Origin of the sequence: Streptomyces sp. NPDC007901 (genome assembly GCF_042959465.1) — a bacterium.
In the GTDB taxonomy this organism is placed as follows: Bacteria; Actinomycetota; Actinomycetes; order Streptomycetales; family Streptomycetaceae; genus Streptomyces.
Genome location: NZ_JBIBKW010000014.1, coordinates 23,231 through 46,711 on the forward strand (window position 1 = coordinate 23,231; position 23,481 = coordinate 46,711).

At 71.2% G+C, this 23,481-nt stretch carries 19 protein-coding genes and 1 pseudogene; 10 read left to right on the plus strand and 10 right to left on the minus strand.

What is annotated here, in order from left to right; all coding sequences use genetic code 11:
- Positions 1-141 precede the first annotated feature (141 nt).
- On the plus strand, positions 142-1,155 hold the full coding sequence (locus ACFZDK_RS36485) for a DNA-3-methyladenine glycosylase family protein (protein WP_390978773.1): 1,014 nt from the start codon (positions 142-144) through the stop codon (positions 1,153-1,155).
- A gap of 185 nt (positions 1,156-1,340) precedes the next feature.
- Here ACFZDK_RS36485 and ACFZDK_RS36490 read toward each other — a convergent pair whose 3' ends face one another.
- Both ACFZDK_RS36490 and ACFZDK_RS36495 read right to left on the minus strand, forming a co-directional pair.
- Positions 1,341-2,423: a sugar phosphate nucleotidyltransferase gene (locus tag ACFZDK_RS36490; protein WP_390978775.1), complete on the minus strand. Its 1,083-nt coding sequence runs from the start codon at positions 2,421-2,423 to the stop codon at positions 1,341-1,343.
- Between the two features lie 160 nt (positions 2,424-2,583).
- Positions 2,584-4,011 (minus strand): N-acetylmuramoyl-L-alanine amidase, encoded by a 1,428-nt coding sequence (locus ACFZDK_RS36495; RefSeq protein ID WP_390978777.1) that lies wholly within the window; start codon positions 4,009-4,011, stop codon positions 2,584-2,586.
- 129 nt (positions 4,012-4,140) lie between these two features.
- Here ACFZDK_RS36495 and ACFZDK_RS36500 point away from each other — a divergent pair, with 129 nt between their 5' ends.
- The 5 genes from ACFZDK_RS36500 (at position 4,141) to ACFZDK_RS36520 (ending at position 11,746) form a co-directional block, all read left to right on the plus strand.
- Complete coding sequence (locus ACFZDK_RS36500) at positions 4,141-4,896, plus strand: TIGR03089 family protein (protein WP_390978779.1); 756 nt, start codon at positions 4,141-4,143, stop codon at positions 4,894-4,896.
- Between the two features lie 156 nt (positions 4,897-5,052).
- On the plus strand, positions 5,053-6,177 hold the full coding sequence (locus ACFZDK_RS36505) for an LCP family protein (RefSeq protein ID WP_390978781.1): 1,125 nt from the start codon (positions 5,053-5,055) through the stop codon (positions 6,175-6,177).
- A 242-nt stretch (positions 6,178-6,419) separates the two neighbouring features.
- Positions 6,420-8,147 carry an LCP family protein gene (locus tag ACFZDK_RS36510; protein WP_390978783.1) on the plus strand — a complete coding sequence of 576 codons (1,728 nt, stop codon included), beginning with the start codon at positions 6,420-6,422 and terminating at the stop codon, positions 8,145-8,147.
- Between the two features lie 235 nt (positions 8,148-8,382).
- On the plus strand, positions 8,383-9,993 hold the full coding sequence (locus tag ACFZDK_RS36515) for an LCP family protein (protein ID WP_390978785.1): 1,611 nt from the start codon (positions 8,383-8,385) through the stop codon (positions 9,991-9,993).
- A 163-nt stretch (positions 9,994-10,156) separates the two neighbouring features.
- Positions 10,157-11,746 carry an LCP family protein gene (locus ACFZDK_RS36520; RefSeq protein ID WP_390978787.1) on the plus strand — a complete coding sequence of 530 codons (1,590 nt, stop codon included), beginning with the start codon at positions 10,157-10,159 and terminating at the stop codon, positions 11,744-11,746.
- 24 nt (positions 11,747-11,770) lie between these two features.
- Here the strand turns inward: ACFZDK_RS36520 and ACFZDK_RS36525 are convergent, their stop codons facing one another.
- Positions 11,771-12,805 carry a glycosyltransferase gene (locus tag ACFZDK_RS36525; protein ID WP_390978789.1) on the minus strand — a complete coding sequence of 345 codons (1,035 nt, stop codon included), beginning with the start codon at positions 12,803-12,805 and terminating at the stop codon, positions 11,771-11,773.
- Positions 12,806-13,054: 249 nt separating this feature from the next.
- On the opposite strand from ACFZDK_RS36525, the gene ACFZDK_RS36530 reads away from it, so the two are divergent.
- Positions 13,055-14,437, plus strand: a complete 1,383-nt coding sequence (locus tag ACFZDK_RS36530; protein WP_390979150.1) for an LCP family protein — start codon at positions 13,055-13,057, stop codon at positions 14,435-14,437.
- 140 nt (positions 14,438-14,577) lie between these two features.
- Here ACFZDK_RS36530 and ACFZDK_RS36535 read toward each other — a convergent pair whose 3' ends face one another.
- Positions 14,578-15,126 carry a hotdog domain-containing protein gene (locus ACFZDK_RS36535; RefSeq protein ID WP_390978791.1) on the minus strand — a complete coding sequence of 183 codons (549 nt, stop codon included), beginning with the start codon at positions 15,124-15,126 and terminating at the stop codon, positions 14,578-14,580.
- Between the two features lie 119 nt (positions 15,127-15,245).
- Between ACFZDK_RS36535 and ACFZDK_RS36540 the strand changes: the two genes are divergently transcribed.
- Positions 15,246-16,565, plus strand: coding sequence for an LCP family protein (locus ACFZDK_RS36540; RefSeq protein WP_390978793.1), 1,320 nt, complete (start codon positions 15,246-15,248; stop codon positions 16,563-16,565).
- On the opposite strand, the gene ACFZDK_RS36545 is transcribed toward ACFZDK_RS36540, so the two are convergent.
- The 3 genes from ACFZDK_RS36545 to ACFZDK_RS36555 form a co-directional block, all read right to left on the minus strand.
- A complete protein-coding gene (locus ACFZDK_RS36545; RefSeq protein ID WP_390978795.1) occupies positions 16,546-17,379 on the minus strand; it encodes a methyltransferase domain-containing protein in 834 nt (277 codons plus the stop codon). The two genes, ACFZDK_RS36540 and ACFZDK_RS36545, sit on opposite strands and share 20 nt — an antisense overlap.
- 70 nt (positions 17,380-17,449) lie before the next feature.
- Positions 17,450-17,815, minus strand: a complete 366-nt coding sequence (locus ACFZDK_RS36550) for a four-helix bundle copper-binding protein (RefSeq protein WP_390978797.1) — start codon at positions 17,813-17,815, stop codon at positions 17,450-17,452.
- 140 nt (positions 17,816-17,955) lie between these two features.
- On the minus strand, positions 17,956-19,113 hold the full coding sequence (locus tag ACFZDK_RS36555; RefSeq protein ID WP_390978799.1) for an acyl-CoA dehydrogenase family protein: 1,158 nt from the start codon (positions 19,111-19,113) through the stop codon (positions 17,956-17,958).
- Between the two features lie 177 nt (positions 19,114-19,290).
- Here ACFZDK_RS36555 and ACFZDK_RS36560 point away from each other — a divergent pair, with 177 nt between their 5' ends.
- Positions 19,291-20,634 carry a nucleotide sugar dehydrogenase gene (locus tag ACFZDK_RS36560; protein WP_390978801.1) on the plus strand — a complete coding sequence of 448 codons (1,344 nt, stop codon included), beginning with the start codon at positions 19,291-19,293 and terminating at the stop codon, positions 20,632-20,634.
- A 223-nt stretch (positions 20,635-20,857) separates the two neighbouring features.
- On the opposite strand, the gene ACFZDK_RS36565 is transcribed toward ACFZDK_RS36560, so the two are convergent.
- A complete protein-coding gene (locus tag ACFZDK_RS36565; RefSeq protein WP_390978803.1) occupies positions 20,858-21,364 on the minus strand; it encodes a CGNR zinc finger domain-containing protein in 507 nt (168 codons plus the stop codon).
- Between the two features lie 115 nt (positions 21,365-21,479).
- Here ACFZDK_RS36565 and ACFZDK_RS36570 point away from each other — a divergent pair, with 115 nt between their 5' ends.
- Entirely contained in the window at positions 21,480-21,839 is a 360-nt protein-coding gene (locus tag ACFZDK_RS36570) for a VOC family protein (RefSeq protein ID WP_390978805.1), read from the plus strand.
- A gap of 20 nt (positions 21,840-21,859) precedes the next feature.
- On the opposite strand, the gene ACFZDK_RS36575 is transcribed toward ACFZDK_RS36570, so the two are convergent.
- Both ACFZDK_RS36575 and ACFZDK_RS36580 read right to left on the minus strand, forming a co-directional pair.
- Positions 21,860-22,966 (minus strand): membrane dipeptidase, encoded by a 1,107-nt coding sequence (locus ACFZDK_RS36575; protein ID WP_390978807.1) that lies wholly within the window; start codon positions 22,964-22,966, stop codon positions 21,860-21,862.
- Positions 22,967-23,093: 127 nt separating this feature from the next.
- Positions 23,094-23,461 (minus strand): annotated as a pseudogene (locus ACFZDK_RS36580) (MerR family transcriptional regulator).
- Between the last annotated feature and the right edge of the window lie 20 nt (positions 23,462-23,481).

The window sequence follows — 23,481 nt, forward strand, 5'->3', positions numbered from 1 at the left end:
CTTGCGCCCATTGGGTGGGGAGTGTTGTGAGTGGGCGAGTGCGGGTTGTTCGTGGCTTGTCGCGCCCGCGCGGCGGTAGCCGCATGTCGGATACAGCCCCGCGCCCCAAAAGCGGGGCGCTTGAGGCCTAGGATTCTTTGAATGGCTGGTCGGTTTGCTCCTCGGCCCACGCGTGTGACTGTGCGGGGTGGGCAGGTTGTCGTGCCTGTCGTCGGTGTGCCGAAGCAGGCGGTCGCGGCTGGGCGGGTTCGGGTGTGGAAGCCGGGCGGGGCTCTTGATCTGGGGCTGGTGCTGGGGCCGCTGCGGCGCGGGCCCGGGGATCCGACGTTCCGGGCCACCCGGGACGGGTCCGTGTGGCGGGCCAGTCTGACGCCGGCCGGGCCGGGGACGCTGCGGGTCGCCGGGTACGGCGGTGAGGTACGCGGGGAGGCCTGGGGGCCGGGGGCCGAGTGGCTGCTGGAGCGGCTGCCGGAGCTGCTCGGCTCGGCCGACGACCCTTCGCTCTTCGTGCCCCGGCACCGGGTCGTGGCGGCTGCCCGGCATCGGCGGCCGGGGTTGCGGCTGACGCGGACCGGGCTGGTGCTGGAGTCGCTGATCCCGTCGGTCCTGGAGCAGAAGGTCACCACCGACGAGGCGTACCGGGCCTGGCGGATGCTGGTGCGGAAGTTCGGGGAGCGGGCGCCCGGGCCCGCGGGGGTGAGCGAGCGGCCGATGTGGGTGATGCCGGCGCCGCGGACCTGGGCCTTGATCCCCTCCTGGGAATGGCACAAGGCCGGCGTCGACGACAAGCGGGCTTCCACGATCCTGCGGGCGGTGCGGGTCGCCGCGCGGCTGGAGCAGGCGGTGGGGATGACGGCGGAGGCCGCGCAGGCACGGTTGGAGGTGGTGCCGGGGGTGGGGCCGTGGACGTCCGCGGAGACCGTGCAGCGCAGTCATGGGGCGGCGGACGCGGTGACGGTCGGGGACCTGCACCTGCCGGGGATCGTGGGATGGGTGCTGGCCGGGGACCGGTACGCCGACGACGAGGCGATGCTGCGGTTGCTGGAGCCGTATGCGGGGCAGCGGCATCGGGCGGCTCGGCTGATCCTGCTGAGCGGACAGACGCCGGCGCGGCGGGCGCCGAAAATGCCGCGAGGGGACATCGGCCGGTTGTGAGCGGCCCGGTGCTGGTGCCGGGCGGGGGTGGGGAAGCTTACCGGCGCTCGCAGGGTGCCGCCCGCGCCCACCCGTGCCGCCCCAGCGGCACGGGTGGGCGCGGCTCGGTGAGCCCTGCAAGGGGCGCGGGGAACTGCGCTACCAGCCCCCACGCGCCCGCGGACGAAAAGCCGCCCGCACCACCCCTACTGGTCCGAGGAGAACCGCACCGCCCCCGCCGGGATCCGGGCGTCGCACCACACCCGCGCGCCCTCCTTCAGTTCGTTGTCGGCGCCGACGACCGCGCCGTCGCCGATGACCGTGCCCGTGAGGACCGCGCGTTCGCCGACGCGGGCGCGGTTGCCGATGAGGGAGTCGGTGATGACCGCGCCGGTCTCGATGACGGCGCCCGGGAGGATGGTCGAGCCGAAGACCCGCGCGCCCTGCGCCACGAACGCGCCCTCGCCCACCACCGTGCCGCCGGTCAGCTTGGCGTCCGCCGCCACCCGTGCCGTGGGGAGGATCAGGCGGTCGCCGCAGCGGCCGGGGACGGCGGGGGACGGGGCGCGGCCCAGGACGAGGTCGGCGGAGCCGCGGACGAAGGCCGCGGGGGTGCCGAGGTCCAGCCAGTAGGTCGAGTCGACCATGCCGTGGAGATGGGCGCCGGCCGCCAGGAGCTGCGGGAAGGTCTCCCGTTCCACCGACACCGGACGGCCCTGCGGGATCGCGTCGATGACCGAGCGGCGGAAGACGTACGCCCCCGCGTTGATCTGGTCGGTGACGATCTCCTCCGGCGTCTGCGGCTTCTCCAGGAAGGCCAGGACGCGGCCGGTCTCGTCGGTGGGGACGAGGCCGTACGCGCGCGGGTCCGTCACCTTCGTCAGGTGGAGGGAGACATCCGCGGACGTCGACTCGTGCGCGGCCACCAGGGCGCGGATGTCGAGCCCCGTCAGGATGTCGCCGTTGAAGATCAGCACCGGGTCGTCGGGGCCCGAGTGCAGACGGGAGGCGACGTTGCGGATCGCGCCGCCGGTGCCGAGCGGTTCCTCCTCGGTGACGTACTCGATGTGCAGGCCGAGTGCCGCGCCGTCGCCGAAGTACGGTTCGAAGATCTCCGCCAGGTAGCTCGTCGCGAGGACGATGTGGTCCACGCCCGCCGCTCTGGCTCTGGCCAGCTGGTGCGTCAGAAAGGGCACGCCCGCCGCCGGGACCATCGGCTTGGGCGTGTGGACCGTGAGCGGGCGCAGCCGGGTGCCTTTGCCGCCGACCAGGAGGATCGCTTCTGTCACCTGTCGTCTCTGCTTCCTGCCGGGACCGGCCGAACTCTGTCGGCCGGCCAGTGTATGCAGACCGTGCGACGGCGCCCTCGACGGCCGCGCGGAGGCGCGCGGTATCGGCATGCGGTTTTCCCCCGACTGTCCCCGACGGCGTTGAACGCGGGCCCCGTGCTCAGCGTCCCTGGAGGCGCGCGGAGCTGGTCCGGGCCGAGCCGAGCTTGGCGTAGAGCTTCGCGCCAGGACACTCGGTGGCGTACCCGTCCCTATGGCCGGAGATCACGTTCAGTCGTACGTTCTTCCCCTTTGGGTAGAGATTGCCACCTCCGGACTTCAGATATGTCTTTCCCTTGGGATTGGCCCCGAAGAGCCCGAGCTTCCACGCGGTGAGCTTGGCGACGGCGGTCACGGCGGAGGCGGACGGCTTGTGCGAGCCGTAGGTGCCGATCACCGCGATGCCCATGCTGTTGTTGTTGAAGCCCAGGGTGTGGGCGCCCCTGACGGCCTTCGCCACTCCCCCGGCGCGGCCCTCGTAGATGGTTCCGCACTTGTCGACGAGGAAGTTGTAGCCGATGTCCCGCCAGCCCATGCTCACCACGTGGTAGCGGTAGATACTGCGGATGACCGACGGGGCCTGGGAGCACGTGTAGCCGTTCCCGGAGGCGGTGTGGTGGACGAAGGCCGCCTTGATCTTGCCGGTGTACACGAACCCCTTCTCGCGCAGCGACTCGTCGGCTCCCCAGCCGCGGCGCGTGACGATCTTCGGACGTGGTCCGATGTACGGCCTGACGAGCAGGGCGTCGGTGTCGTTCAGTTCGGACAGTTCGCGTTCGGTGTCCTCGCGGCTCAGCGCGGGGATCTCGGTGCTGTCGACGTCCGTGAGGCCGGCGTTGACGGCCGCCGACGCGTCGTCCTCGGAGTTGGTGCGGGGGCCGTCGGCCGGCTCGTCGTCGGGCGGGGTGTCGTCGGGCGGGGTGTCGTCGGGCGGGGTGTCGTCGCCGGGGTCGACGAGTTCCAGGCGCAGCCCCGCGGGCAGCAGGTCGCGCCCGACGACGGGCGGTCTGCCGCCCGGGCCGGGGGCGCCGTCGACATCGGCATCGGCATCGGCATCGGCATCGACTCCGTCCTCGTCCCCCTCTCCGGCGCGTACGCGTACGTCCACTCCGTTCGAGTCGCCGACCCACAGGGGTGCGGTGGCGCCGTGGACCCGGCCCGAGGCGGCTTCCGCGGTGCCCGGGTCGGCGCCGTGGTCGGCGTTGTGCGTCTCGACGTCCTGCCAGCCGGACCACTGGCCGGTGGCGGTGGACCGGGTGCGGACCTGGACCCGGCCGTTCAGTGCGGTCCCGGGGTTGCCCCAGACGACGCCGACGAGCGAGAAGGGCCGTACGTCGGCGCTGTACACGCCCAACTCGGGGGCCTGGCCGAGGACGCGTTCGCGGGTCCGGGGGGTGAGGGGCAGCGACTGGGTACTGCCGCGGAGGGTGGTCGTGGTGGTCCGCTCTGCCGGTGCGGCGACGGCGGACGGCACGTTCAGCACGGCCGGCGGGAGGGTGAGGGCCGCCGCGCAGGTGACGCCGATCGAGGAAGTCAGGAGTCCACGCATGCCCCTGATATTGAACATAGTCATACATATCTGTCCATACGGGATCTGACGGCCCGTCGGGAACGGTTGCGCCGAACCGGTGGCCCCGCCGGTCGGTGCGGGCAGCGGGCGCGGCGTACGCTTGCGCGGGTGAACGCCACCGATCGCACCCCTGCCGACCTGCTGCGTTCCGCGCTCGCCGCGGATCCGGGACGCCCCCTGGTGACCTTCTACGACGACGCCACGGGCGAACGCGTCGAATTGTCCGTGGCCACCTTCGCCAATTGGGTGGCCAAGACCGCGAACCTGCTCCAGGGCGACCTGGCGGCTTCGCCGGGCGACCGGGTGGCCCTGCTGCTGCCGGCGCACTGGCAGACGGCGGTGTGGTTGCTGGCCTGCTCGTCGGTGGGTGCGGTGGCGGACGTCGCCGGCGACCCGGCCGCGGCCGACGTGGTGGTGAGCGGGCCGGACTCGCTGGAGGCGGCTCGGGCGTGCCGCGGGGAGCGGGTCGCGCTCGCGCTGCGGCCGCTGGGCGGGCGCTTCCCGACGGTCCCGGACGGGTTCGTCGACTACGCGGTGGAGGTGCCGAGCCAGGGGGACCGGTTCGCGCCGTTCTCGCCCGTGGATCCCGAGGAGCCCGCGCTGATCGTGGCGGGCGCGGAGATGAGCGGCGCCGAGGTCGTGGAGCGGGCGCTCGGGGACGCGGCGGGGCTGGATCTGACCGGGCCGGGGTCCCGGCTGCTTTCGGGGCTCGGTTTCGACACGTGGGAAGGGCTGAGCGCGGGGTTGTACGCGCCGCTCGCGGTCGGGGGGTCCGTGGTGCTGTGTCGGCATCTGGACGCGTTGGGCGAGGAAGGGATCGCCAAGCGGATCGAGAGTGAGCGGGTTACCGCTTCGGCGCGGTGAGGTCGTACGACATCTGCGGCTGAGTGGGGGCCGTTCGCGCCCACGCGGCGGAGCCGCACATCGATACAGCCCCGCGCCCCCGAGAAGGCGGGACCACTCACCCGTGTGGAGCAGTTGCCGCCGCCCCCGGCGCCTGCCCCGGGGCACTGTTGAGTAGTGACCGACGTCGTAGGGGCATCCGCCGCCGGGGACGGGCTTGCCCGGCGGCGGAGGAGGCGTTGGATACGGGGGACGGCCCTCGGTGCCGGTGTCGTTCTGGTCGCCGCGCTCGGGGGCGGGTGGGCGCTGTACGCCAAGCTCAGTCACAACATCACCGCGGACGACGCGGCCGCCGCGGAGCTCGCCCGGTACGAGCGGGAGCGGCCCACCGCGCTGGTGCGGGGCGCGCAGAACATCCTGGTGATCGGGTCGGACTCACGGGCCGGTGAGGGGAACCGGCGCTACGGCAAGGACTCGGGCACCGAGCGGTCCGACACCGCGATCCTGCTGCATCTCGCCGCCGACCGGCACAGCGCCACGGCGGTGTCGCTGCCCCGGGACCTGATGGTGCACGTGCCCGGCTGCCTGCGCAGCGACGGGCGCCGGAGCGAGCCTTCCTTCACCCTGTTCAACTCGGCCTTCGAGGTGGGGGGTTCGGCCTGCACGGTCCGTACCGTGGAGAAGCTCACGGACATCCGCGTCGATCACTACGTCGTCGTCGACTTCAGCGGGTTCAAGAACATGGTCGACGCGATCGACGGCGTGCAGGTGTGCCTGAAGAAGCCGATCGACGACAAGGCGGCCAAGCTGCGGCTGCCCGCCGGGCGGGTCACGCTCGACGGGGAGCAGGCGCTGGGGTACGTACGGGCGCGCAAGTCGCTCGGGGACGGCAGCGACACCGAGCGGATGGACCGGCAGCAGCAGTTCCTGGGGGCGCTCGTCAACAAGGTGCAGAGCGGTGACGTACTGCTGAACCCGGCGAAGCTCTACCCGCTGCTGAACGCGGCGACCTCCGCCCTCACCACCGATCCGGAACTGGCCAGTCTGCGGGGTTTGTACCAGCTTGTTCGGGGGCTGCGGAACACCCCCACCGAACATGTGCAGTTCCTCACCGTCCCGAGGGAGCCGTATGTGTACGACTCCAATCGTGACCAGCTCGTGGAGGGCCGGGCGGACGCGCTGTTCGCGCTGCTGCGGGCCGACCGGCCGGTGCCGGTGACCAAGAAGGACGCTCCCTCTTCCGAGAACTCCCGGTCGCCCGCTTTTCGCGGGAACACCGCCGCCGAGGACAGGTGCGAGTGAGGCACCCGCCAAGGCGGCGAACTTCCGCGCCGTTCATTGTCAGTTAAATGAGATGGATTGCCCGCTTGTAGGGAGGATGAATTTGTCACTGGCGTCACTCGACGCTGAACTGGGCGGATAGTGTGAGCGCTCCGGTGCACCCGGCCGCGAGGTCCGTCCTGGGGTCGTGCACTGCGAAACGTGACCGAGCGCCTTGGTGGGGGGAAGGCGCCGCGTGGCCCCGACGGAGGATTCGGACAACCGTGGACGCGCAAGGCCGTGGGCGGGCGGACAACATCGATCCCGCAGACCAGTGGGTGCTCAATCCGAACACCGGTGAATACGAACTGCGACTGACTCCTTCCGCACCGCAGTCGTCGGTACCCGCACCGCGCAGACCGATGCCGTCGCGCCCGGCCGCGGGCGGGACGCGGGAGGCGGCGAGCCGGGAGACGGCGAGCCGGGCGGTGCCCGGGCAGCGCCGGCGGCGCAGCGAGCCCGAGCCGCCGGCCGGCCGGCGTTCGCGGCGGCCGGTGAAGAAGAAGTCGAAGGCCAAGAAGGCACTGCTGTGGACCGGCGGCTCGATGGCCTTCGTGCTGGTCGCCGTCTCGGCCGCCGGCTACCTCTACATCAAGCACCTCAACGACAACATCACGTCCGTCTCCGACGACGGCGCGAGCACCGGTGGCTTCAGCAAGGACAAGGCGATCAACCTGCTGATCATCGGCACCGACAAGCGCACCGGCGCCGGCAACGAGGGCTACGGCGACACGGGCAGCGTCGGGCACGCCGACACCAACATCCTGCTGCACATCTCCAAGGACCGCTCCAACGCGACCGCGTTGAGCATCCCGCGCGACCTGATCGTGGACGTACCGGACTGCCCGACCGAGCAGTCCGACGGCAGCCAGAAGGTCATCGCGGGCACGACCGACGTCCGCTTCAACACCAGCCTCGGCCAGGACGGCCGTACGGCCAGCTGCACCGTGCGCACGGTGACGGAGCTGACCGGGATCACGCCGGACAACTTCATGGTCGCCGACTTCAACGCGGTCAAGACGCTGACCGACGCGGTCGGCGGGGTCGAGGTGTGTCTCGCCAAGGACATCGACGACAAGCAGTCGCATCTGAAGCTGTCCAAGGGCAACCACAACATCTCCGGCGAGACCGCGCTGGCCTTCGTGCGCACCCGGCACTCAGTCGGCTTCGGCGGTGACCTGAGCCGGATCCAGCTCCAGCAGCAGTTCCTGAGCGCGCTGATGCGCAAGCTCAGCTCCAACTCGACGCTCAGCAGCCCGAGCAAGCTGCTGAAGCTGGCCGAGGTCGGCACCAAGGCGCTCACCGTCGACTCCAAGCTGGACAGCATCGGCAAGCTGAAGGACCTGGGGCTGGAGCTCGGCAAGCTCAACCCGAAGAACCTGACCTTCACCACCATCCCGGTGCTGGACAACCCGGCCGAGAAGGTGAAGGCGACCGTCGTGCTCAACGAGTCGAAGGCGCCCGCGGTCTTCCAGGCGATCAAGGACGACGTGTCCTTCACCGCGGTCAAGAAGAAGCAGGCGAAGGCCAGCAAGGACGCGGCGGCCGCCCGGCTGGAGGGCACCAAGTCGGCGGCCTCCGAGGTGCGGGTGCGGATCCTCAACGGCGGGGCCCCGGCCGGCAGCGCCCAGGAGACGCTCAGCTGGCTGCAGAACGACAAGGGCGTCCTCAAGTCGGAGAACGCCGGCAACGCGCCCGCCGAACTCAGCAAGACCACGCTGGAGTACGCCCCCGACCAGGCCGACCAGGCACGTGAACTGGCCAGTCTCATGGGGCTGTCCGGCTCGGCGATGAAGCCGGGCAAGAGCGTGACCAACTCCCAGGGCCTGCCCGCGATCACGCTGACGCTGGGCAAGGACTTCCAGGGGGCGGGCGTGTCCCTCACCACACCGACAAAGGCGCCGGACGTGGACAGCAAGACGACGGCCGACAAGGTGACCTGCGCCAAGTAGTGACGAGCGGGCGCTCGGTAGCGGGGAGTTGCCCCCTCGCGACACCAAGTCATACCGAATAAGTAGGTAACCCTATGGGTCCGTCACGCGTCTAACCGGGCGCGGGGCGGACCCGTGTGGTCCGTGGTGCGTCCAACGGGGGGCGTTGGCGGCGGGCCTGTGTGCGCAGGGTGGGGAGGGCAGGGAGTTGACGCAGAGCGATGTGCGGGGGGAGGTGCCTGCGGTCGAGGACACGATGTCCCTCGCACCGAAGGCACCTGACACGCCGGGCGGATCCGGCGGCGGGCGTCGCAGGGGCGGCTCGGGCGACGGCGCGAAGGGCGGCCGGCGCAAGCGCGCACGGCGTGCGCTGCGCTGGTCGGCGGCCATGCTGTCGGTGGTGATCCTCGGTACGGCCGGTGCCGGTTACCTCTACTACCAGCACCTGAACGGCAACATCCAGAAGGGCCAGCGCAGCAGCGGCGACTCCAAGGCCCGCAAGGCCGCGCCGAACTCGGCCGGGCAGACGCCGATGAACATCCTGCTGATCGGCTCCGACAGCCGTAACTCCGCGGAGAACGTGAAGCTCGGCGGCAGCAAGGACAATGTCGGCAACCCGCCGCTCGGTGACGTCCAGATGCTGATCCACCTGTCCGCGGACCGCAAGAGCGCGGCGATGGTGAGCATCCCCCGGGACACCCGCGTCGACATCCCCAAGTGCACGGACCCGGACACCGGCAAGGTGTTCCCGGCGACCAACACCATCATCAACGAGTCGCTGGCCCGGGGCGGGGCCGGCTGCACGCTGGCCACCTGGGAGAACCTCACCGGTGTCTACATCGACCACTGGATGACGATCGACTTCGCCGGCGTGGTGCGGATGGCCGACGCCATCGGCGGGGTCGACGTCTGCGTCAACCAGAACGTGTGGGACCACCCGACGGCCGCGGTGTCCGGCGGCTCCGGGCTGAAGCTGAAGGCCGGCACCACGAAGGTCAAGGGCAAGCGGGCCCTGCAGTGGCTGCGCACCCGGCATGCCTGGGGCAGCGACCTGATGCGGGCCCGCGCCCAGCACATGTACCTCAACTCGATGATCCGGACGCTGAAGGGGCAGAACGTCTTCACCGACACCCCGCGGCTGATGGACCTGGCCGAGGCGGCCACCAAGTCGCTGTCGGTGTCGGAGGAGATCGGCACGGTCAAGAAGCTGTACGACCTGGCCATGCAGCTGAAGTCGGTGCCGACCAACCGCATCACCAGCGTGACGATGCCGAACGTGCAGGACCCGCAGAACAAGGACCATGTGGTGCCGGACGGCACCAACGCCGACAAGATGTGGCAGATGGTCCGCGACGACGTGGCGTTCGACAAGAACGGCAAGAGCGAGAAGAGCGAGAAGGCTTCGGGCGCGGAGAAGCAGACCGAGGCGACCAAGGCGCCCTCCGTCTCCGCCGGCCGGCTCGGGGTCCAGGTGCGCAACGCGACCGGCTCCGCCACGGAGGCCGCGGTCTCCGGCAGGGCCCGGACGCTCGCCCAGGAGCTGGCCGCCAAGGGCTACACACAGGCCTCGGCGGACACCTCGGCGGCGGCGGAGTCGGTGGAGAAGACGGTCGTGGAGTACCCGAGCGCGGACCTGCAGGGCGACGCCCAGGCGGTCGCCAAGGCGCTGGGGATCCCCATGAGCCAGGTGAAGCAGACCACCGATGTGTCGGGCGTCACCCTCGTCGTCGGAACCGACTGGCGGGACGGCACGGCGTACCCGAAGCAGTCCGCGCCGAAGGCCGGTGACCTGCCCGACAACGCCGACGCCATCAACGGCTCGGACACCGAGCAGTGCATGGACGTGTACGCGCCCTATCGCTGGTGACGGGCACGATCGGGCGGTTCACACAGGTCCGCACAGGTCCGCACAGGTGACTCCTAAGCGCCTGCATGACACTGCCGCCGTGCTCAGGAGCCCGGAGTCCCGGGCGCGGCGGCAGGTGTGAGCGGGAGGGCGGGCAGTGGTGCGCAGCAGTGTGCGGGGGGAGATGTCGGATGTGGTGTCCGCGGTCGAGGACACGATGTCGCTCACGCCCCAGACCGACGGTGGCGGGCGGGGCGGCAGACGGCGCGGCGGCGGCTCGGACGGCGACCGCAGACGCCGCAGACGCCGTGTCGTGCGCTGGACGGCCTCGGTCGTGACCCTGGCCCTGGCCGGCACCGCGACCGCCGGGTACCTGTACTACGAGCACCTCAACGGCAACATCAAGAAGGAGACCCTGAACATCGGGGACTCCAAGGACCGCGCGACCGCGTCCAAGGCGAACTCGGCCGGGCAGACCCCGCTGAACATCCTGCTGATCGGCTCCGACGCCCGGGACACCGCCGAGAACCAGAAGCTGGGCGGCGCCAAGGACATCGGCACGGCCGCCCGCGCCGACGTCCAGATGCTGCTGCACGTCTCGGCCGACCGCACCAACATGTCGGTGGTCTCGATGCCCCGCGACACCCTGGTCTCCATTCCGAAGTGCACCGACTCGAAGACCGGCAAGGTCTACGCGGCCACCGCCGACACGATGACCAACGCCTCCCTGGAGCGCGGCGGCCCCGGCTGCACGGTGGCCACCTGGGAGAAGCTCACCGACATCCACATCGACCACTTCATGATGGTCGACTTCTCGGGCGTGGTGTCCATGGCGGACGCGATCGGCGGGGTGCCGGTGTGCGTGGACGCCAACATCTACTCGCACACCTCCACCGGCCACGGCTCGGGCCTGAAGCTCAAGAAGGGCACCACCGCCGTCAAGGGCAAGCAGGCCCTGCAGTGGCTGCGCACCCGCTACGGCTTCGAGGACGGCAGCGACATAGCCCGGACCAAGGCCCAGCACATGTACATGAACTCGATGGTCCGCCAGCTGCGTTCCAACGCCACCCTCAGCAACCCCGACAAGCTCCTCAAGCTCGCCGAGACCGCCACCAAGGCGCTCACGGTCGACGACGGCCTCGGCACGGTCACCAAGCTCTACGACCTGAGCAAGGAGCTGAAGAAGGTCCCGACCAACCGCATCACCATGACGACGATGCCGTGGGTGTACTCCTCGGACGGCAACCGTGTCCTGCCCAAGCCCACCGACGCGGACAAGCTGTGGCGGCTGGTCCGCGAGGACATCGCGCTGGACGGCAAGGACAAGAAGAAGACGACGACCACGACGAAGGTCACCGACAGGGCGGCGGCCGACGACAAGATCGCCGTACAGGTGCAGAACGGAACGAAGAGCAGCAGCGAGAGCGCGGTCACCGGCCGGGCCGCCGCCGTCACCGAGCTGCTGGTCGGCAAGGGCTTCACCGAGGCGGCCGCCGACGCCTCGGCGCTGCTGAGCGAGGACCGGACGCTGGTGCGCTATCCGAGCGCGGACCTGGCGGGCGACGCCCAGCGGGTGGCGAAGGCGCTGGGCATCCCCACGAGCCAGGTGAAGAAGTCCACGGACGTCTCCGGGGTCACGCTGGTGGTCGGCGCCGACTGGCGCTCGGGCAGCAAGTACACCGCCGACGACGACACCACCCCCGCCTCGGCGAGCGCCCTCAACGCCTCGGACACCAAGGCGTGCATGCACGTCGACCCGGACTACACCTGGTAGTCCGGGCCGTACGGGGGCCGGTGCTCAGCCGGAGGTCGAGCTGAGCACCGCGGGACGACGGGAGGCGATGACCCGCTTCGCCAGCGACCTGGGACTGGTCAGGAAGCCCCAACCCCACGTCATGTGCATGGTGGCGAGGGCCAGGGGGATCTGGAGCCGCGCCTTGAGCGGCAGCCCCTTGCCGGCCGGGACGGACCCGGCGACGATCGCCGCGAGATAGCCGCCCGGGATGACGAAGGCCAGCGGGTGGAGCGTGGCCCCGATGAAGAGACCGGAGACTATCGCGCACACCGCCAGCGGCGGGGCGAGGTAGCGCAGGTTGATGGAGCCCTCGTGGTAGCGGGCGACGACGTGCCGCCAGCGGCCGTAGTCCTTGTACTGCTTGGCGAGGGCCTTCACGCTCGGCCTGGGGCGGTACGACACCCTCAGCTCGGGCGAGAACCAGATCAGGCCGCCGGCCTCGCGGATCCGGAAGTTCAGCTCCCAGTCCTGGGCGCGGATGAACTCCTCGTTGTAGCCGCCCTGTTGCTCCAGGGCCTCGCGCCGGAAGACCCCGAGGTAGACGGTGTCGGCGGGGCCGGCCGCGCCGCCCGTGTGGAAGGCCGCGTTGCCGACGCCGATCTTCGAGGTCATGGCCGCGGCGACCGCGTGCTCCCAGTCGTTCTCGCCCTCGGCATGCATGATGCCGCCGACGTTCATCGCGCCAGTCTCCTCCAGGAGGCGGACGGCGGTGGCGATGTAGTTCGGGGAGAGCATGCCGTGGCCGTCGACGCGGACCACGATCGGGTGCCGGGAGGCCTTGATCGCGGCGTTCAGCGCGGCCGGGGTGCGGCCGGTCGGGTTCGGGACGGTGTGCACGCGGGCGTCTTCCGACACGAGCTCGGCCGCGATCTCGTCCGTGCGGTCCCTGGACGGACCGAGGGCGATGACGACCTCCAGCTCGCCGGCGTACTCCTGCGCGAGGATCGCTTGGACGGCCCCGCGCAGATGCCGCTCCTCGTCGAGGACGGGCATGATCACGGAAACTGCGGGGTGCCGCACGTCGGGCTTGGCGTTCATAGGGGGCTCACGTTACCGCGAACGGGGGACACCGGTGCGCGCCGCCGGGGCCGTGGCGCGGGCTGAAGGTCGTATCGGCCTACCGTGCTCCTGGATCCCACGTACGGCCTCGTCCGGAGGTGTCCTTTGGCCGCCAGCCCGCCCCGGTCCCCCGCCCGGCCCGCCCGGCCGCAGCGCAGACCGCAGCCCACCCGTCAGGCCCCGCGGCCGCCGGTACGACCCATGAGGCCCCGGCGGCCGCGCTGGGCCATGCGGGCGGTGACCACGCTCTCGGTGGTGGTGCTGGCGTCGGCCGGGATCGGGCACTCGGTGATGGCCAGCCTGGACGCGGACATCGCGCGGGTCGACCCGTTCAAGGACATGAAGAACCGTCCCGCCGCGGGTCACGGCATGAACGTGCTGCTGGTCGGCACCGACGGCCGCGACAAGGTCACGGAGCGGGAGCGGCGCAGGTACCGCCTGGGCGGGGCGCCCTGCCACTGCACCGACACGATCATGATCGTGCACATCTCGGCGGACCGGGAGCGGGCGACGGTGGTCAGCCTGCCGCGCGACTCGTACGCCGAGGTCCCGCCGCACGTCGACGAGACGACGGGCCGGGCGCACGCCGCGCATCCCATCAAGCTGAACGCGGCCTACGCGGAGGGCGGCCCGCAGCTGACGGTCCGCACGGTCGAGGACATGACCCATCTGAAGATCGACCACTATCTGGAGGTCGACTTCCTCACGTTCATGCGGACCGTCGACGTGCTCGGCGGGGTCCGGATCTGCACCGCCCAGCCCCTGAAGGACTCCTACACCGGCCTCAACCTCTCCCCCGGCACCCACACCCTCAACGGCGGCCAGGCCCTGCAGTACGTCCGGGCCCGGCATGTCGACGGGGCGAGCGACCTGGGCCGGATGAAACGGCAGCAGCGGTTCCTGGCCGCGCTGATCGAGCGGGCGTCGGCGAACGGTGTGCTGCTCAACCCGATCAAATTCCGGGACGTGACCCGGGCGGTGCTCGGTTCGGTGCGGGCCGACATGGGCTTCGGCACGGACGAGTTGCTGGACCTCGGGCGGGCGATGCGGAACTTCTCCCCCTCCTCGTCCGAGTTCACGACCGTGCCCATCGGGCAGCTGGCGTACCCCGTGAAGGGCATCGGCTCGACGCTGAAGTGGGACCAGGCCCGGTCGGACCAGCTGTTCCGGTCCCTGCGCGACGACCGGCCGCTGGAGCCGTCGGCGCCGCCGAAGCCGAAGCCGCGCGGTCCGGTGCCGGCCACCGTGGAGGTGGCGCCGGCCCAGATCCGGGTCCAGGTGGAGAACGGCACCGGGACGGCCGGGCTCGCGCGGCGGATGGACGCGGCGCTGGCGGCGACAGGCTTCGCGACGAACCACCAGCCGGTGACCGCGGTGCGGCACGACGTGCGGCGGACGGTGGTCTCCTACGACCCGCGCTGGGACCGTTCGGCGCGGTCGCTGGCGGCGGCGCTGCCGGGCAGTGAGCTGCGGGCGGTGCGCGGGATGGGGCCGGTGCTGCGGGTGACGGCCGGGGCGGACTTCAAGGGGGCGGTCCGCACGGTACGGGCGGACGATCCGGCGCCGCAGGGGGCCGCTGCCGTTGTGCGGGGCGACGAGTCGGTGTGCTGAGGGCCGCGTTCCGGGTGCGGGCGGATGCGGGCTGGTCGCGCGGTTCCTCCCCCAGCCTTCGGCCGGGGGACCCCCAGCGCCCCTGAAGGGGCGCGACCACGACGGAGCGGCCGCCGAAGCACGACCGGCACCGCTCTCGCTCAGTCCGTGTACCCCTCGGCGACGCGGCGCTCGCGCAGCTCCCTGATCTCGCGCCGGCGTGCCAGCCGGTGCGTCCGCCTGATCTGGGCCTCCTGGTAACGGCGGCGGTCCTTCTCGGTCTCCGGTACCACCGGCGGCACCCGGCGCGGCTTGCCGTCCGCGTCCACCGCCGCGAAGACCAGGTAGGCCGAGCCGACCTGGGTCGCCGGGGCCGACTCGTTCCAGCGCTCGGCCAGGACCCGTACGCCCACCTCCATGGAGGTCCGGCCGGTCCAGTTGACCTGGGCCTTGACATGCACCAGGTCGCCGACACGGACCGGCTCCAGGAACGCCATCTCGTCCATGGAGGCGGTGACGGCGGGACCGCCCGAGTGCCGGCCGGCGACCGCGCCCGCCGCGTCGTCGACGAGCTTCATGATCACACCGCCGTGCACCGTGCCGAGGAGGTTGGTGTCGTTGTGGGTCATGATGTGGCTCAGGGTGGTCCGGGACGCGGACGTCGGCTTGCCGGGTATGTCGAGTTCCGCCTCGGGGGCCTGGTCTGTCATGGCCCCCACCTTATGCGGAAGCGACATTCGCGGAATTTGTGTCGGGTTCGCAACAGCGGTGACCTGATTTTCCGACGACCCTTGTAACGGGCACTACCGCTGCCTGCACACTGGGGCCCATGAACGAATGGCCCGAGGGATGGTCGAACGACAGCCGCGGAGACCGGTACGGTCGCGGCAGCGCCGGCGCGCAGCCTGAGGGCGCCCGCGTGATGCGCCAGGTACGGCGCGGAGAGCCGTCGGCACCGCCGTACGGCGGCCCGCAGCAGGGCGGCGGTTACGGCGGGGTCCCGCAGCAGCCGTCGTACGGCAACGCGGGCGGGTACAACGGCGGCGGGTACGACGACGGCGGCGGGTACAACGACGGCTACGACAATGGCTACAACACCGGCCAGGTCTACGGCGGCGGCCCCGGGGGCGGGGGACCCGGCGGCGAGTACGAGCGTGGACCGCGGCGGGCTCCGAACTGGCGCAAGCGGATCAAGTGGACGGCTATCGTCGTCCTCAGTGTGGTGATCGTCACGTCCGTGTCGACCTACTTCTGGGCCGACTCCAAGCTGCACCGGGACGTCGACCTGTCGAAGGTGATCGACCGGCCCTCGGCCGGCGACGGCACCAACTACCTGATCGTCGGCTCCGACAGCCGCCAGGGCCTGTCCGACGCGCAGAAGAAGGAACTGCACACGGGCTCCGCCGAGGGCAAGCGCACGGACTCGATGATGATCCTGCACGTCGGCGACAGCGGCGACACCCTGATCTCGCTGCCGCGTGACTCGAACGTGGAGATCCCGTCCTACCAGGGGTCGACGTCCGGCAAGGTCTACAAGGGCACCGGCCGGCAGACCAAGCTGAACGCCGCGTACGCCGAGGACGGTCCGACCCTTCTGGTCCGCACGGTCGAGTACAACACCGGGCTGCACATCGACCACTACGTCGAGATCGGCTTCGCCGGCTTCGCGAACATCGTGGACGCGGTCGGCGGGGTCACCATCGACATCGACAAGGGCTTCAAGGACAAGTACTCGGGCGCGGACTTCAAGGCGGGCAAGCAGACCCTGAACGGCGAGGAGGCCCTCGCCTTCGTCCGCACCCGGCACGCCTTCGCCGCGTCGGACCTCCAGCGCACCAAGAACCAGCAGAAGTTCCTGGCGGCGCTGGCCCACCAGGTGGCCACCCCGGGCACGATCCTGAACCCCTTCAAGCTCTACCCGACCCTCGGCGCGGGCCTGGACTCCCTCACCGTCGACAAGGACATGAGCCTGTGGGACCTGGGCTCGATGTTCTTCGCGATGAAGGACGTCAACGGCGGCAACGGCGTCTCGATGAACATGCCGATCTCCGGCTCCACCGGCGGCAACCTCGTCTGGGACAAGGCGAAGGTGAAGACTCTGGTCGACGAACTGAACAACGACCAGAAGGTCACCGTCTCCGGAAACTAGCCGGCTGGTATGCCGTACCGGCGGCGAGCAGTGCCACATGGGGAAGGGCCAGGCGCCCTTCCCCATCGGCGTATCCGGCGGCGAGCCGCTCGTACTCCTGCCGGATCCGTACGACCGTCTCCGCCTCCTGCGAGGTCAGCACCAGTCCGATGGTGGCCACCCCGCCGGCGGCCCCGCCCCACCACTCGTCGAGCCCGGCCCGGTGCTCCCACTCCAGTTCCGTGGCCTCGGTACGGCGGAACCCGGCCTCCGCGAGCAGCCCCGCCAGGCCGTCGGCGGTGCGCGGGAAGTCCTCGGCCGGATCGAGGCGGGGCAGCCGCGCCGGCGGTACGGCACCGCCTGCCGTACAGGCCTGCCCGAGCAGGTCCTGACCCGCCCCGCGCCGGGCCGACCAGGTCGTCACGGCGAGCCGGCCGCCCGGGCGCAGGACGCGGCGGAGCTCGGCGAGGGCGGCACGGGGGCGGCCGACGTGGTTGAGGACGAAGTTGCCCACGACGGCGTCGAAGGTGCCGGCGGGGAAGGGCAGTTCGGGCAGTACGGCGATGCGGGCGTCGACGCCGCGCTCGCGGGCCGCGGCCACCATGCCGGCGTCCGCGTCGACCGCGGTCACCCGGGCGCCGCGGGCCAGGGCCGCCAGCGCCGCCGTACCCGTTCCGGTGCCGACGTCGAGGAGCAGCGTTCCCTCGCCGATGCCCGCCGTGTCCAGCAGGGGTGCCACGGGGTGGGCGCACAGCCGGGCGAAGCTGTCGGCGTACGCGGCCGCCCGGCCGGCCCACATGGCCCGCTCGGCGGCGTCGAAGGTGTCGGCGGTCATGGGACAAGCGTGCCGGGTCATGCGTCAAGGGCACCCGGGCGGGGTGCCCTTGACGGGGTTCAGCGGGGTGTCACATGGAGACGCCCGCCATCGAGCGGCACATCTCGGCGCAGCGGCGACACGCCTCCGCACAGCGCTTCATCTGTGGGTCGTCCGGCATGGTCATACACGCCTCGGCGCACATCTCGCAGGCCTTGGCGCACATGGCGCACATCTCGGGCGAGAGCGGCGAGCGCCGCATCATCATGTCGGCGCACATCCGGGTCATCTCGGAGCAGTCCATCAGCGCGCGCATGATCCGCATGTGGGCGGGGCCACCCTCCATGGACATGCAGGAGCTCAGGGTCTCCTCGCACATCGTGTGGGTGGCCATGCACATGTTGACGCACTCCTGCATCTGCTTGGACATGGCCGTCATGGGTCCGGTCTGGGTCATGGCTCCTCCAGGGGAGGGGGGAGGGCCTGGGGTAGGCCCCGTTCGCTTTCGTTCCTAAGCCCGACCGACCGGTAGTGCCATTCGGGGCGGCCATGGAAAAGGCGCCCCGAGGGACGCCCTTTCGCCGGATGCCGGTGCGGTTACGGCAGGTTGCGGGCCATGACGATCCGCTGGACCTGGTTCGTGCCCTCATAAATCTGGGTGATCTTGGCGTCGCGCATCATGCGCTCGACGGGGTAGTCACGGGTGTAGCCGTAGCCGCCGAGCAGCTGGACGGCGTCCGTGGTGACCTCCATGGCGACGTCGGAGGCGAAGCACTTGGCCGCCGCGCCCTGGAAGGTGAGGTCGGCGTCGCCGCGCTCGGAGGCGGCCGCGGCCTGGTAGGTGAGGGCGCGCGCGGCGGCGATCTTCATGGCCATGTCGGCGAGCATGAACTGGATGCCCTGGAAGTCGGCGATCGGCTTGCCGAACTGCTTGCGCTCCTGGACGTAGCCCTTGGCGTAGTCGAGGGCGCCCTGGGCGACACCGAGCGCCTGGGCGGCGATGGTGATCCGGGTGTGGTCGAGGGTCTTCATGGCGGTGGCGAAGCCGGTGCCCTCGTCGCCGATCATGCGGTCGGCGGGGATGCGGACGTTGTCGAGGTAGACCTCGCGGGTCGGCGAGCCCTTGATGCCGAGCTTCTTCTCCGGGGCGCCGAAGGAGACGCCCTCGTCGGCCTTCTCCACGACGAAGGCGGAGATCCCCTTGGTGCGCTTCTCCGGGTCGGTCACGGCCATCACCGTGTAGTAGTCGGAGACACCCGCGTTGGTGATCCAGCGCTTCACGCCGTTGAGGACGTAGTGGTCGCCGTCGCGGACCGCCTTCGTCTTCATGCCGCCCGCGTCGGAGCCCGCGTCCGGCTCGGAGAGGCAGTACGAGAACATCGCGTCGCCCTTGGCGAGCGGGGTCAGGTACTTCTTCTTCAGGTCCTCGCCGCCGGAGAGGATCACCGGGAGCGAGCCCAGCTTGTTCACGGCCGGGATGAGGGAGGAGGAGACGCAGGCGCGGGCCACCTCCTCGATCACGATGACCGTGGCGAGCGCGTCGGCGCCGGCCCCGCCGTACTCCTCGGGGACGTGCACCGCGTGCAGGTCGTTGGCGACCAGGGCCTCGAGCGCCTCCTGCGGGAAGCGGGCCTCCTCGTCCACCGCGGCGGCGTACGGGGCGATCTTCGCCTCGACCAGCGCGCGGACGACGTCACGGAGCATGTCGTGCTCCTCGGACGGGCGGTACAGGTCGAAGTCAGCCGATCCGGCCAAGGTCTCTCACTCCAGACGCAGTGGTGCTGACGCTAATTACTGTTAAGTAACTCAAAGTTTAGAGCGCGGCCCACGGATAGGTCACGTGAGCTTGGCGACAGCGGGAAAGTTGCCCGGAAGACGGCCCGGTTATGCTCGGGCCGCAGCCCGCACCCCCGTCCCCGAGCTGGAGCATCCATGAGCCTCAAGATCACTGTGATCGGCACCGGCTATCTCGGCGCCACGCACGCCGCGGCCATGGCCGAGCTGGGCTTCGAGGTGCTCGGTCTCGATGTCGTGCCCGAGAAGATCGCGATGCTGGAGCGCGGCGAGACCCCGATGTACGAGCCGGGGCTCGACGAGCTGCTGCGCAAGCACGTGGCCGGCTTCGAGGGCTCCAGCGGGCGGCTGCGCTTCACCACCGACTGGGCCGAGGTCGGCGCCTTCGGCGACGTCCACTTCGTCTGTGTGAACACCCCGCAGAAGCACGGCGAGTACGCCTGCGACATGTCGTACGTCGACTCCGCGATCGCGTCGCTGGCCCCGCATCTCACCGGGCCCGCGCTGGTCGTCGGCAAGTCGACGGTGCCGGTCGGTTCGGCGGAGCGGCTGGCCGCGTACCTCGCGGAGAACGCGCCCGCCGGGGCCGATGCCGAACTGGCCTGGAACCCGGAGTTCCTGCGCGAGGGCTTCGCGGTCCAGGACACGCTCCACCCGGACCGGCTGGTGGTCGGCGTGCGCAGCGAGCGGGCCGAGAAACTGCTGCGCGAGGTGTACGCGACGCCGGTGGCCGAGGGCGCGCCGTTCGTGGTGACCGACTTCCCGACGGCCGAGCTGGTGAAGACCTCGGCGAACTCCTTCCTCGCCACGAAGATCTCCTTCATCAACGCGATGGCCGAGGTCTGCGAGGCCGGGGGCGGTGACGTGGTCAAGCTGGCGGAGGCGATCGGGTACGACGACCGGATCGGGAAGAAGTTCCTGCGGGCCGGGATCGGCTTCGGCGGCGGCTGTCTGCCGAAGGACATCCGCGCGTTCATGGCGCGGGCCGGTGAGCTCGGTGCCGACCAGGCGCTGACCTTCCTGCGCGAGATCGACTCCATCAACATGCGGCGCCGGGGGCAGATGGTCGAGATGGCCCGGGAGGCGCTGGGCGGGGGGTCGTTCCTCGGGAAGCGGGTCGCGGTGCTCGGCGCGACGTTCAAGCCGGACTCGGACGACGTCCGGGACTCACCCGCGCTGAACGTGGCCGGGCAGATCCATCTGCAGGGCGGGCAGGTGACGGTGTACGACCCGAAGGGGATGGAGAACGCGCGGCGGCTGTTCCCGACGCTGGGCTACGCCGTCAGTGCGGAGGAGTGTGTGCGGGGGGCGGATGTGGTGCTGCATCTGACGGAGTGGCGGGAGTTCAGGGAGCTGGATCCGGCGGTGCTGGGTTCGGGGGCCGCGGCGAAGGTGATTCTCGACGGGCGGAATGCGCTGGATCCTGAGGTCTGGCGGCGGGCCGGGTGGACGTATCGCGCCATGGGGCGTCCGACCGCTTAGATCTGCGGGTGAGTGGGGGCTGAGCGCGCCCACGCGGCGGAGCCGCATGTTGATACAGCGCCGCGCCCCTGACGGAGCGCTTCAGTGCGGGGCGCTTCGAAGAACCGGGGGCGCTTTACAGAACCGGGCGACACCGGTTCGGCCGAGGCTCAGTCGGCCGAACCGGTGTCTTGTTGCATTCTGCACCACTGGGCACTTGCGTCGCGGGGGAACTGGCCGTGTGTTACGTGTCCTTGGCGCGGTAGCGGCGCATCTTGGCGCGGGCGCCGCACACCTGCATCGAGCACCAGCGGCCGCGGCCGGCGGGGCTGCGGTCGTAGTAGGCCCAGTGGCAGGTGTCGGCCTCGCAGGCCTTGAGGCGGGTCCAGGTGCCCTCGACCAGGGCCGTGGCCACGGCGGAGGCGATCCGGGAGAGGAGCGGGGCCGCGTCGGCGGGGGTGAGGGTCGCCGAGCCGTCGAGGGGGTCGACGGCGAGGTACAGGGGGGCGTGGGCGAGCAGCTCGCCGAGCGGGGTGACCTCGCGGTGCGGGGGGTGGCCGGCGTGCGCGAGGAGGGTGGCGCGCAGGGACTCGCGCAGGTCGCGGGTGGCGGGGAGCCCGGCCTCCGTGATGCCGAGGCGGGCCCGGCCGTCCGGCGTGTCGAGGGTGTCGGCGCCCGACTCGAGGTCCAGCGTGTTCACCAGGGCCTCGACCAGGGCCAGGCCGCCCGGCGCGGGCGATCTCTCACTCATCCCTGCAAGTTACCTCCGCACCTCACTTGCGACGTGACCTCCGCTGCGGGAGCATCAGGTAACCGTTACCGGTTACCTGTCTCTAAAGGTAACTCCCGATCGCGAGGAGGAAGTCATGGCTCTCGCCAAGCTCGGAGTCGTCGTCCTGGACTGTCCCGACCCGTCCGCGCTCGCCGGTTTCTACGCCGGGGTGCTGGGTGGCAGCGTCGAGGGGGACGGGGACTGGGTGGACCTGACGGTGCCCGGCGGGCAGGCGCTGGCGTTCCAGCGGGCGCCCGGGTTCGTGGCGCCGCAGTGGCCCGCGCCCGACGACTCCCAGCAGCTCCATCTGGACCTGGTGGTGGAGGACCTGGACACGGCCGAGCAGGGGGTGCTGGAGCTGGGCGCCAAGCCGCTGGACGCGGCGGACCGGGCGCGCGGCTTCCGGGTCTACGCCGACCCGGCGGGGCATCCCTTCTGCCTGTGCCGGGCCTGACGACCGGCTGACGGACCCGGTCAGGCGTCCGCGCCGGCCGGGCGGGGCGGCTGGTTGGGCTCCCTGCGGCGCTGGGTGGCGCGGGCGGTGAAGTCGGCGCTGCGCAGCACTCGCTGGACGTTTCCCCAGGTCAGCAGGGAGAGCTCGGTCTCGGACCAGCCGCGCCTGAGCAGTTCGGTGATCAGGTGGGGGTAGCAGGAGGTGTCGGCGAGGTCGCGGGGGTGGGTGGCGCCGGAGTCGTAGGTGCCGGACAGGGCGACGCACTCGGGGCCGGCCACCAAGCGGACGTGGTCGAGGTGGTCGGCGACGTCCGGGACGGTCGGCCCGGTCTGCTCGGCGGACAGCGGCACCATGCACAGGCCCCGCTGCTCCCCCAGCCGCACCAGCAGTTCGTCGGAGAGGTTGGCGGGGTGCGGGCGTACGGACGCGGCGGCGGAGCGGGTGCACAGGACCGGCGTCTTGGAGAGGGCCAGCACCCGGGCGAGGGTGGCCTCGGGGGCGCCGGACAGGTCGGCGAGCACGCCGAGCCGGTTCATCTCGCGGATCACCTCCTCGCCGAACCGGGTCAGCCCCTCAGGGCCCGCCCAGGCCACGTCGGTCAGGGTGAGCACGCGCAGACCCAGGGACTGCAGGACGCGCAGGATGCCGAGGGAGTCGTCGAGGGCGGCGGCGGAGGCCGGGCCGAGCACCACGGCGACCCGGCCGCAGTTGCGGGCGTCGATGATCTGTCCGGCGGTCCGCACCAGACGCAGCCCCTCCGGATGCGTCTCGACGACCCGGCGCGCCAGGTCCAGCTGCTCCAGCGTGGCCCCCACGGCCCGGCCGCCGCGCTCCGCCTCCGGTACCCGCAACGACCAGAACAGCGCGCCCACATGCCCCTCGCGCAGCCGGGGCACGTCCGTGTCCACGGCCGTCTCGCCCAGCTCCAGGTCGTACCAGGGCAGCGGGGCGAGCGCCCGGGGCAGCTCGCTGTAGCCGTCCGCGACCGGATGCACGGCCAGCAGGGCATGGGCCCGCTCCAGGAGTTCGGCGCCGGACGCCGCCGGGAGCGGGAACGGGTCGTCCGGGAAGCAGTCGTCCTCGCCGACCTCGGTCGTGCTGGGGATGTCGTGCTGGAGGTCGGCCATGAAGGGCTCCGTACGTCGTCGTGAGCTACGTCGTGAAGGGGCTGTAGCCCACCGTCGCACGCCCGGCCGGGAGGGTTCCTGGTGGATGGTGCGTTCGGGGGTACGGGCCCCGCACGCGGTTCCCCGCTCAGCTCTCCCGCGCGGCCCTGATGACCTCGTCCAGCGTCTCCCGCGAGCGCGCCAGGTCGGCGATCATGCGGTCGATCCGGTCGCGCTCGGCGGCGAGGTCGGCCACCAGCCTCGGTGTGGCGACGGCCGACGGCCCGCCGTCCTGGTCCCGCATGCAGGGCAGCAGGTCCTTGATCCGCGTGCTGTGCAGCCCGGCGGCGAACAGCTCCTGGATCCGTACGACCCGGTCGACGGCCGCCTCCGGACAGTCGCGGTGCCCGCCCGCCGTACGGTCGGCCGTCAGCAGCCCCTGTGCACCTGCTCGTCGTAGCAGCGCAGCGACCGCTCGCTGACCGCGGTCCGCCGGGCCAGTTCTCCCATCCGCATGCCGCCCCCGGGACGGTACG

What these genes read in the sequence shown, in the direction of transcription:
- ACFZDK_RS36485 (WP_390978773.1), top strand. Translation starts at nt 142, where the DNA reads ATGGCTGGTCGGTTTGCTCCTCGGCCCACGCGTGTGACTGTGCGGGGT.
- ACFZDK_RS36495 (WP_390978777.1), bottom strand. Translation starts at nt 4,011, where the DNA reads ATGCGTGGACTCCTGACTTCCTCGATCGGCGTCACCTGCGCGGCGGCC.
- ACFZDK_RS36515 (WP_390978785.1), top strand. Translation starts at nt 8,383, where the DNA reads ATGTCCCTCGCACCGAAGGCACCTGACACGCCGGGCGGATCCGGCGGC.
- ACFZDK_RS36520 (WP_390978787.1), top strand. Translation starts at nt 10,157, where the DNA reads ATGTCGGATGTGGTGTCCGCGGTCGAGGACACGATGTCGCTCACGCCC.
- ACFZDK_RS36525 (WP_390978789.1), bottom strand. Translation starts at nt 12,805, where the DNA reads ATGAACGCCAAGCCCGACGTGCGGCACCCCGCAGTTTCCGTGATCATG.
- ACFZDK_RS36530 (WP_390979150.1), top strand. Translation starts at nt 13,055, where the DNA reads ATGCGGGCGGTGACCACGCTCTCGGTGGTGGTGCTGGCGTCGGCCGGG.
- ACFZDK_RS36535 (WP_390978791.1), bottom strand. Translation starts at nt 15,126, where the DNA reads ATGACAGACCAGGCCCCCGAGGCGGAACTCGACATACCCGGCAAGCCG.
- ACFZDK_RS36540 (WP_390978793.1), top strand. Translation starts at nt 15,246, where the DNA reads ATGAACGAATGGCCCGAGGGATGGTCGAACGACAGCCGCGGAGACCGG.
- ACFZDK_RS36545 (WP_390978795.1), bottom strand. Translation starts at nt 17,379, where the DNA reads ATGACCGCCGACACCTTCGACGCCGCCGAGCGGGCCATGTGGGCCGGC.
- ACFZDK_RS36550 (WP_390978797.1), bottom strand. Translation starts at nt 17,815, where the DNA reads ATGACCCAGACCGGACCCATGACGGCCATGTCCAAGCAGATGCAGGAG.
- ACFZDK_RS36560 (WP_390978801.1), top strand. Translation starts at nt 19,291, where the DNA reads ATGAGCCTCAAGATCACTGTGATCGGCACCGGCTATCTCGGCGCCACG.
- ACFZDK_RS36565 (WP_390978803.1), bottom strand. Translation starts at nt 21,364, where the DNA reads ATGAGTGAGAGATCGCCCGCGCCGGGCGGCCTGGCCCTGGTCGAGGCC.
- ACFZDK_RS36570 (WP_390978805.1), top strand. Translation starts at nt 21,480, where the DNA reads ATGGCTCTCGCCAAGCTCGGAGTCGTCGTCCTGGACTGTCCCGACCCG.
- ACFZDK_RS36575 (WP_390978807.1), bottom strand. Translation starts at nt 22,966, where the DNA reads ATGGCCGACCTCCAGCACGACATCCCCAGCACGACCGAGGTCGGCGAG.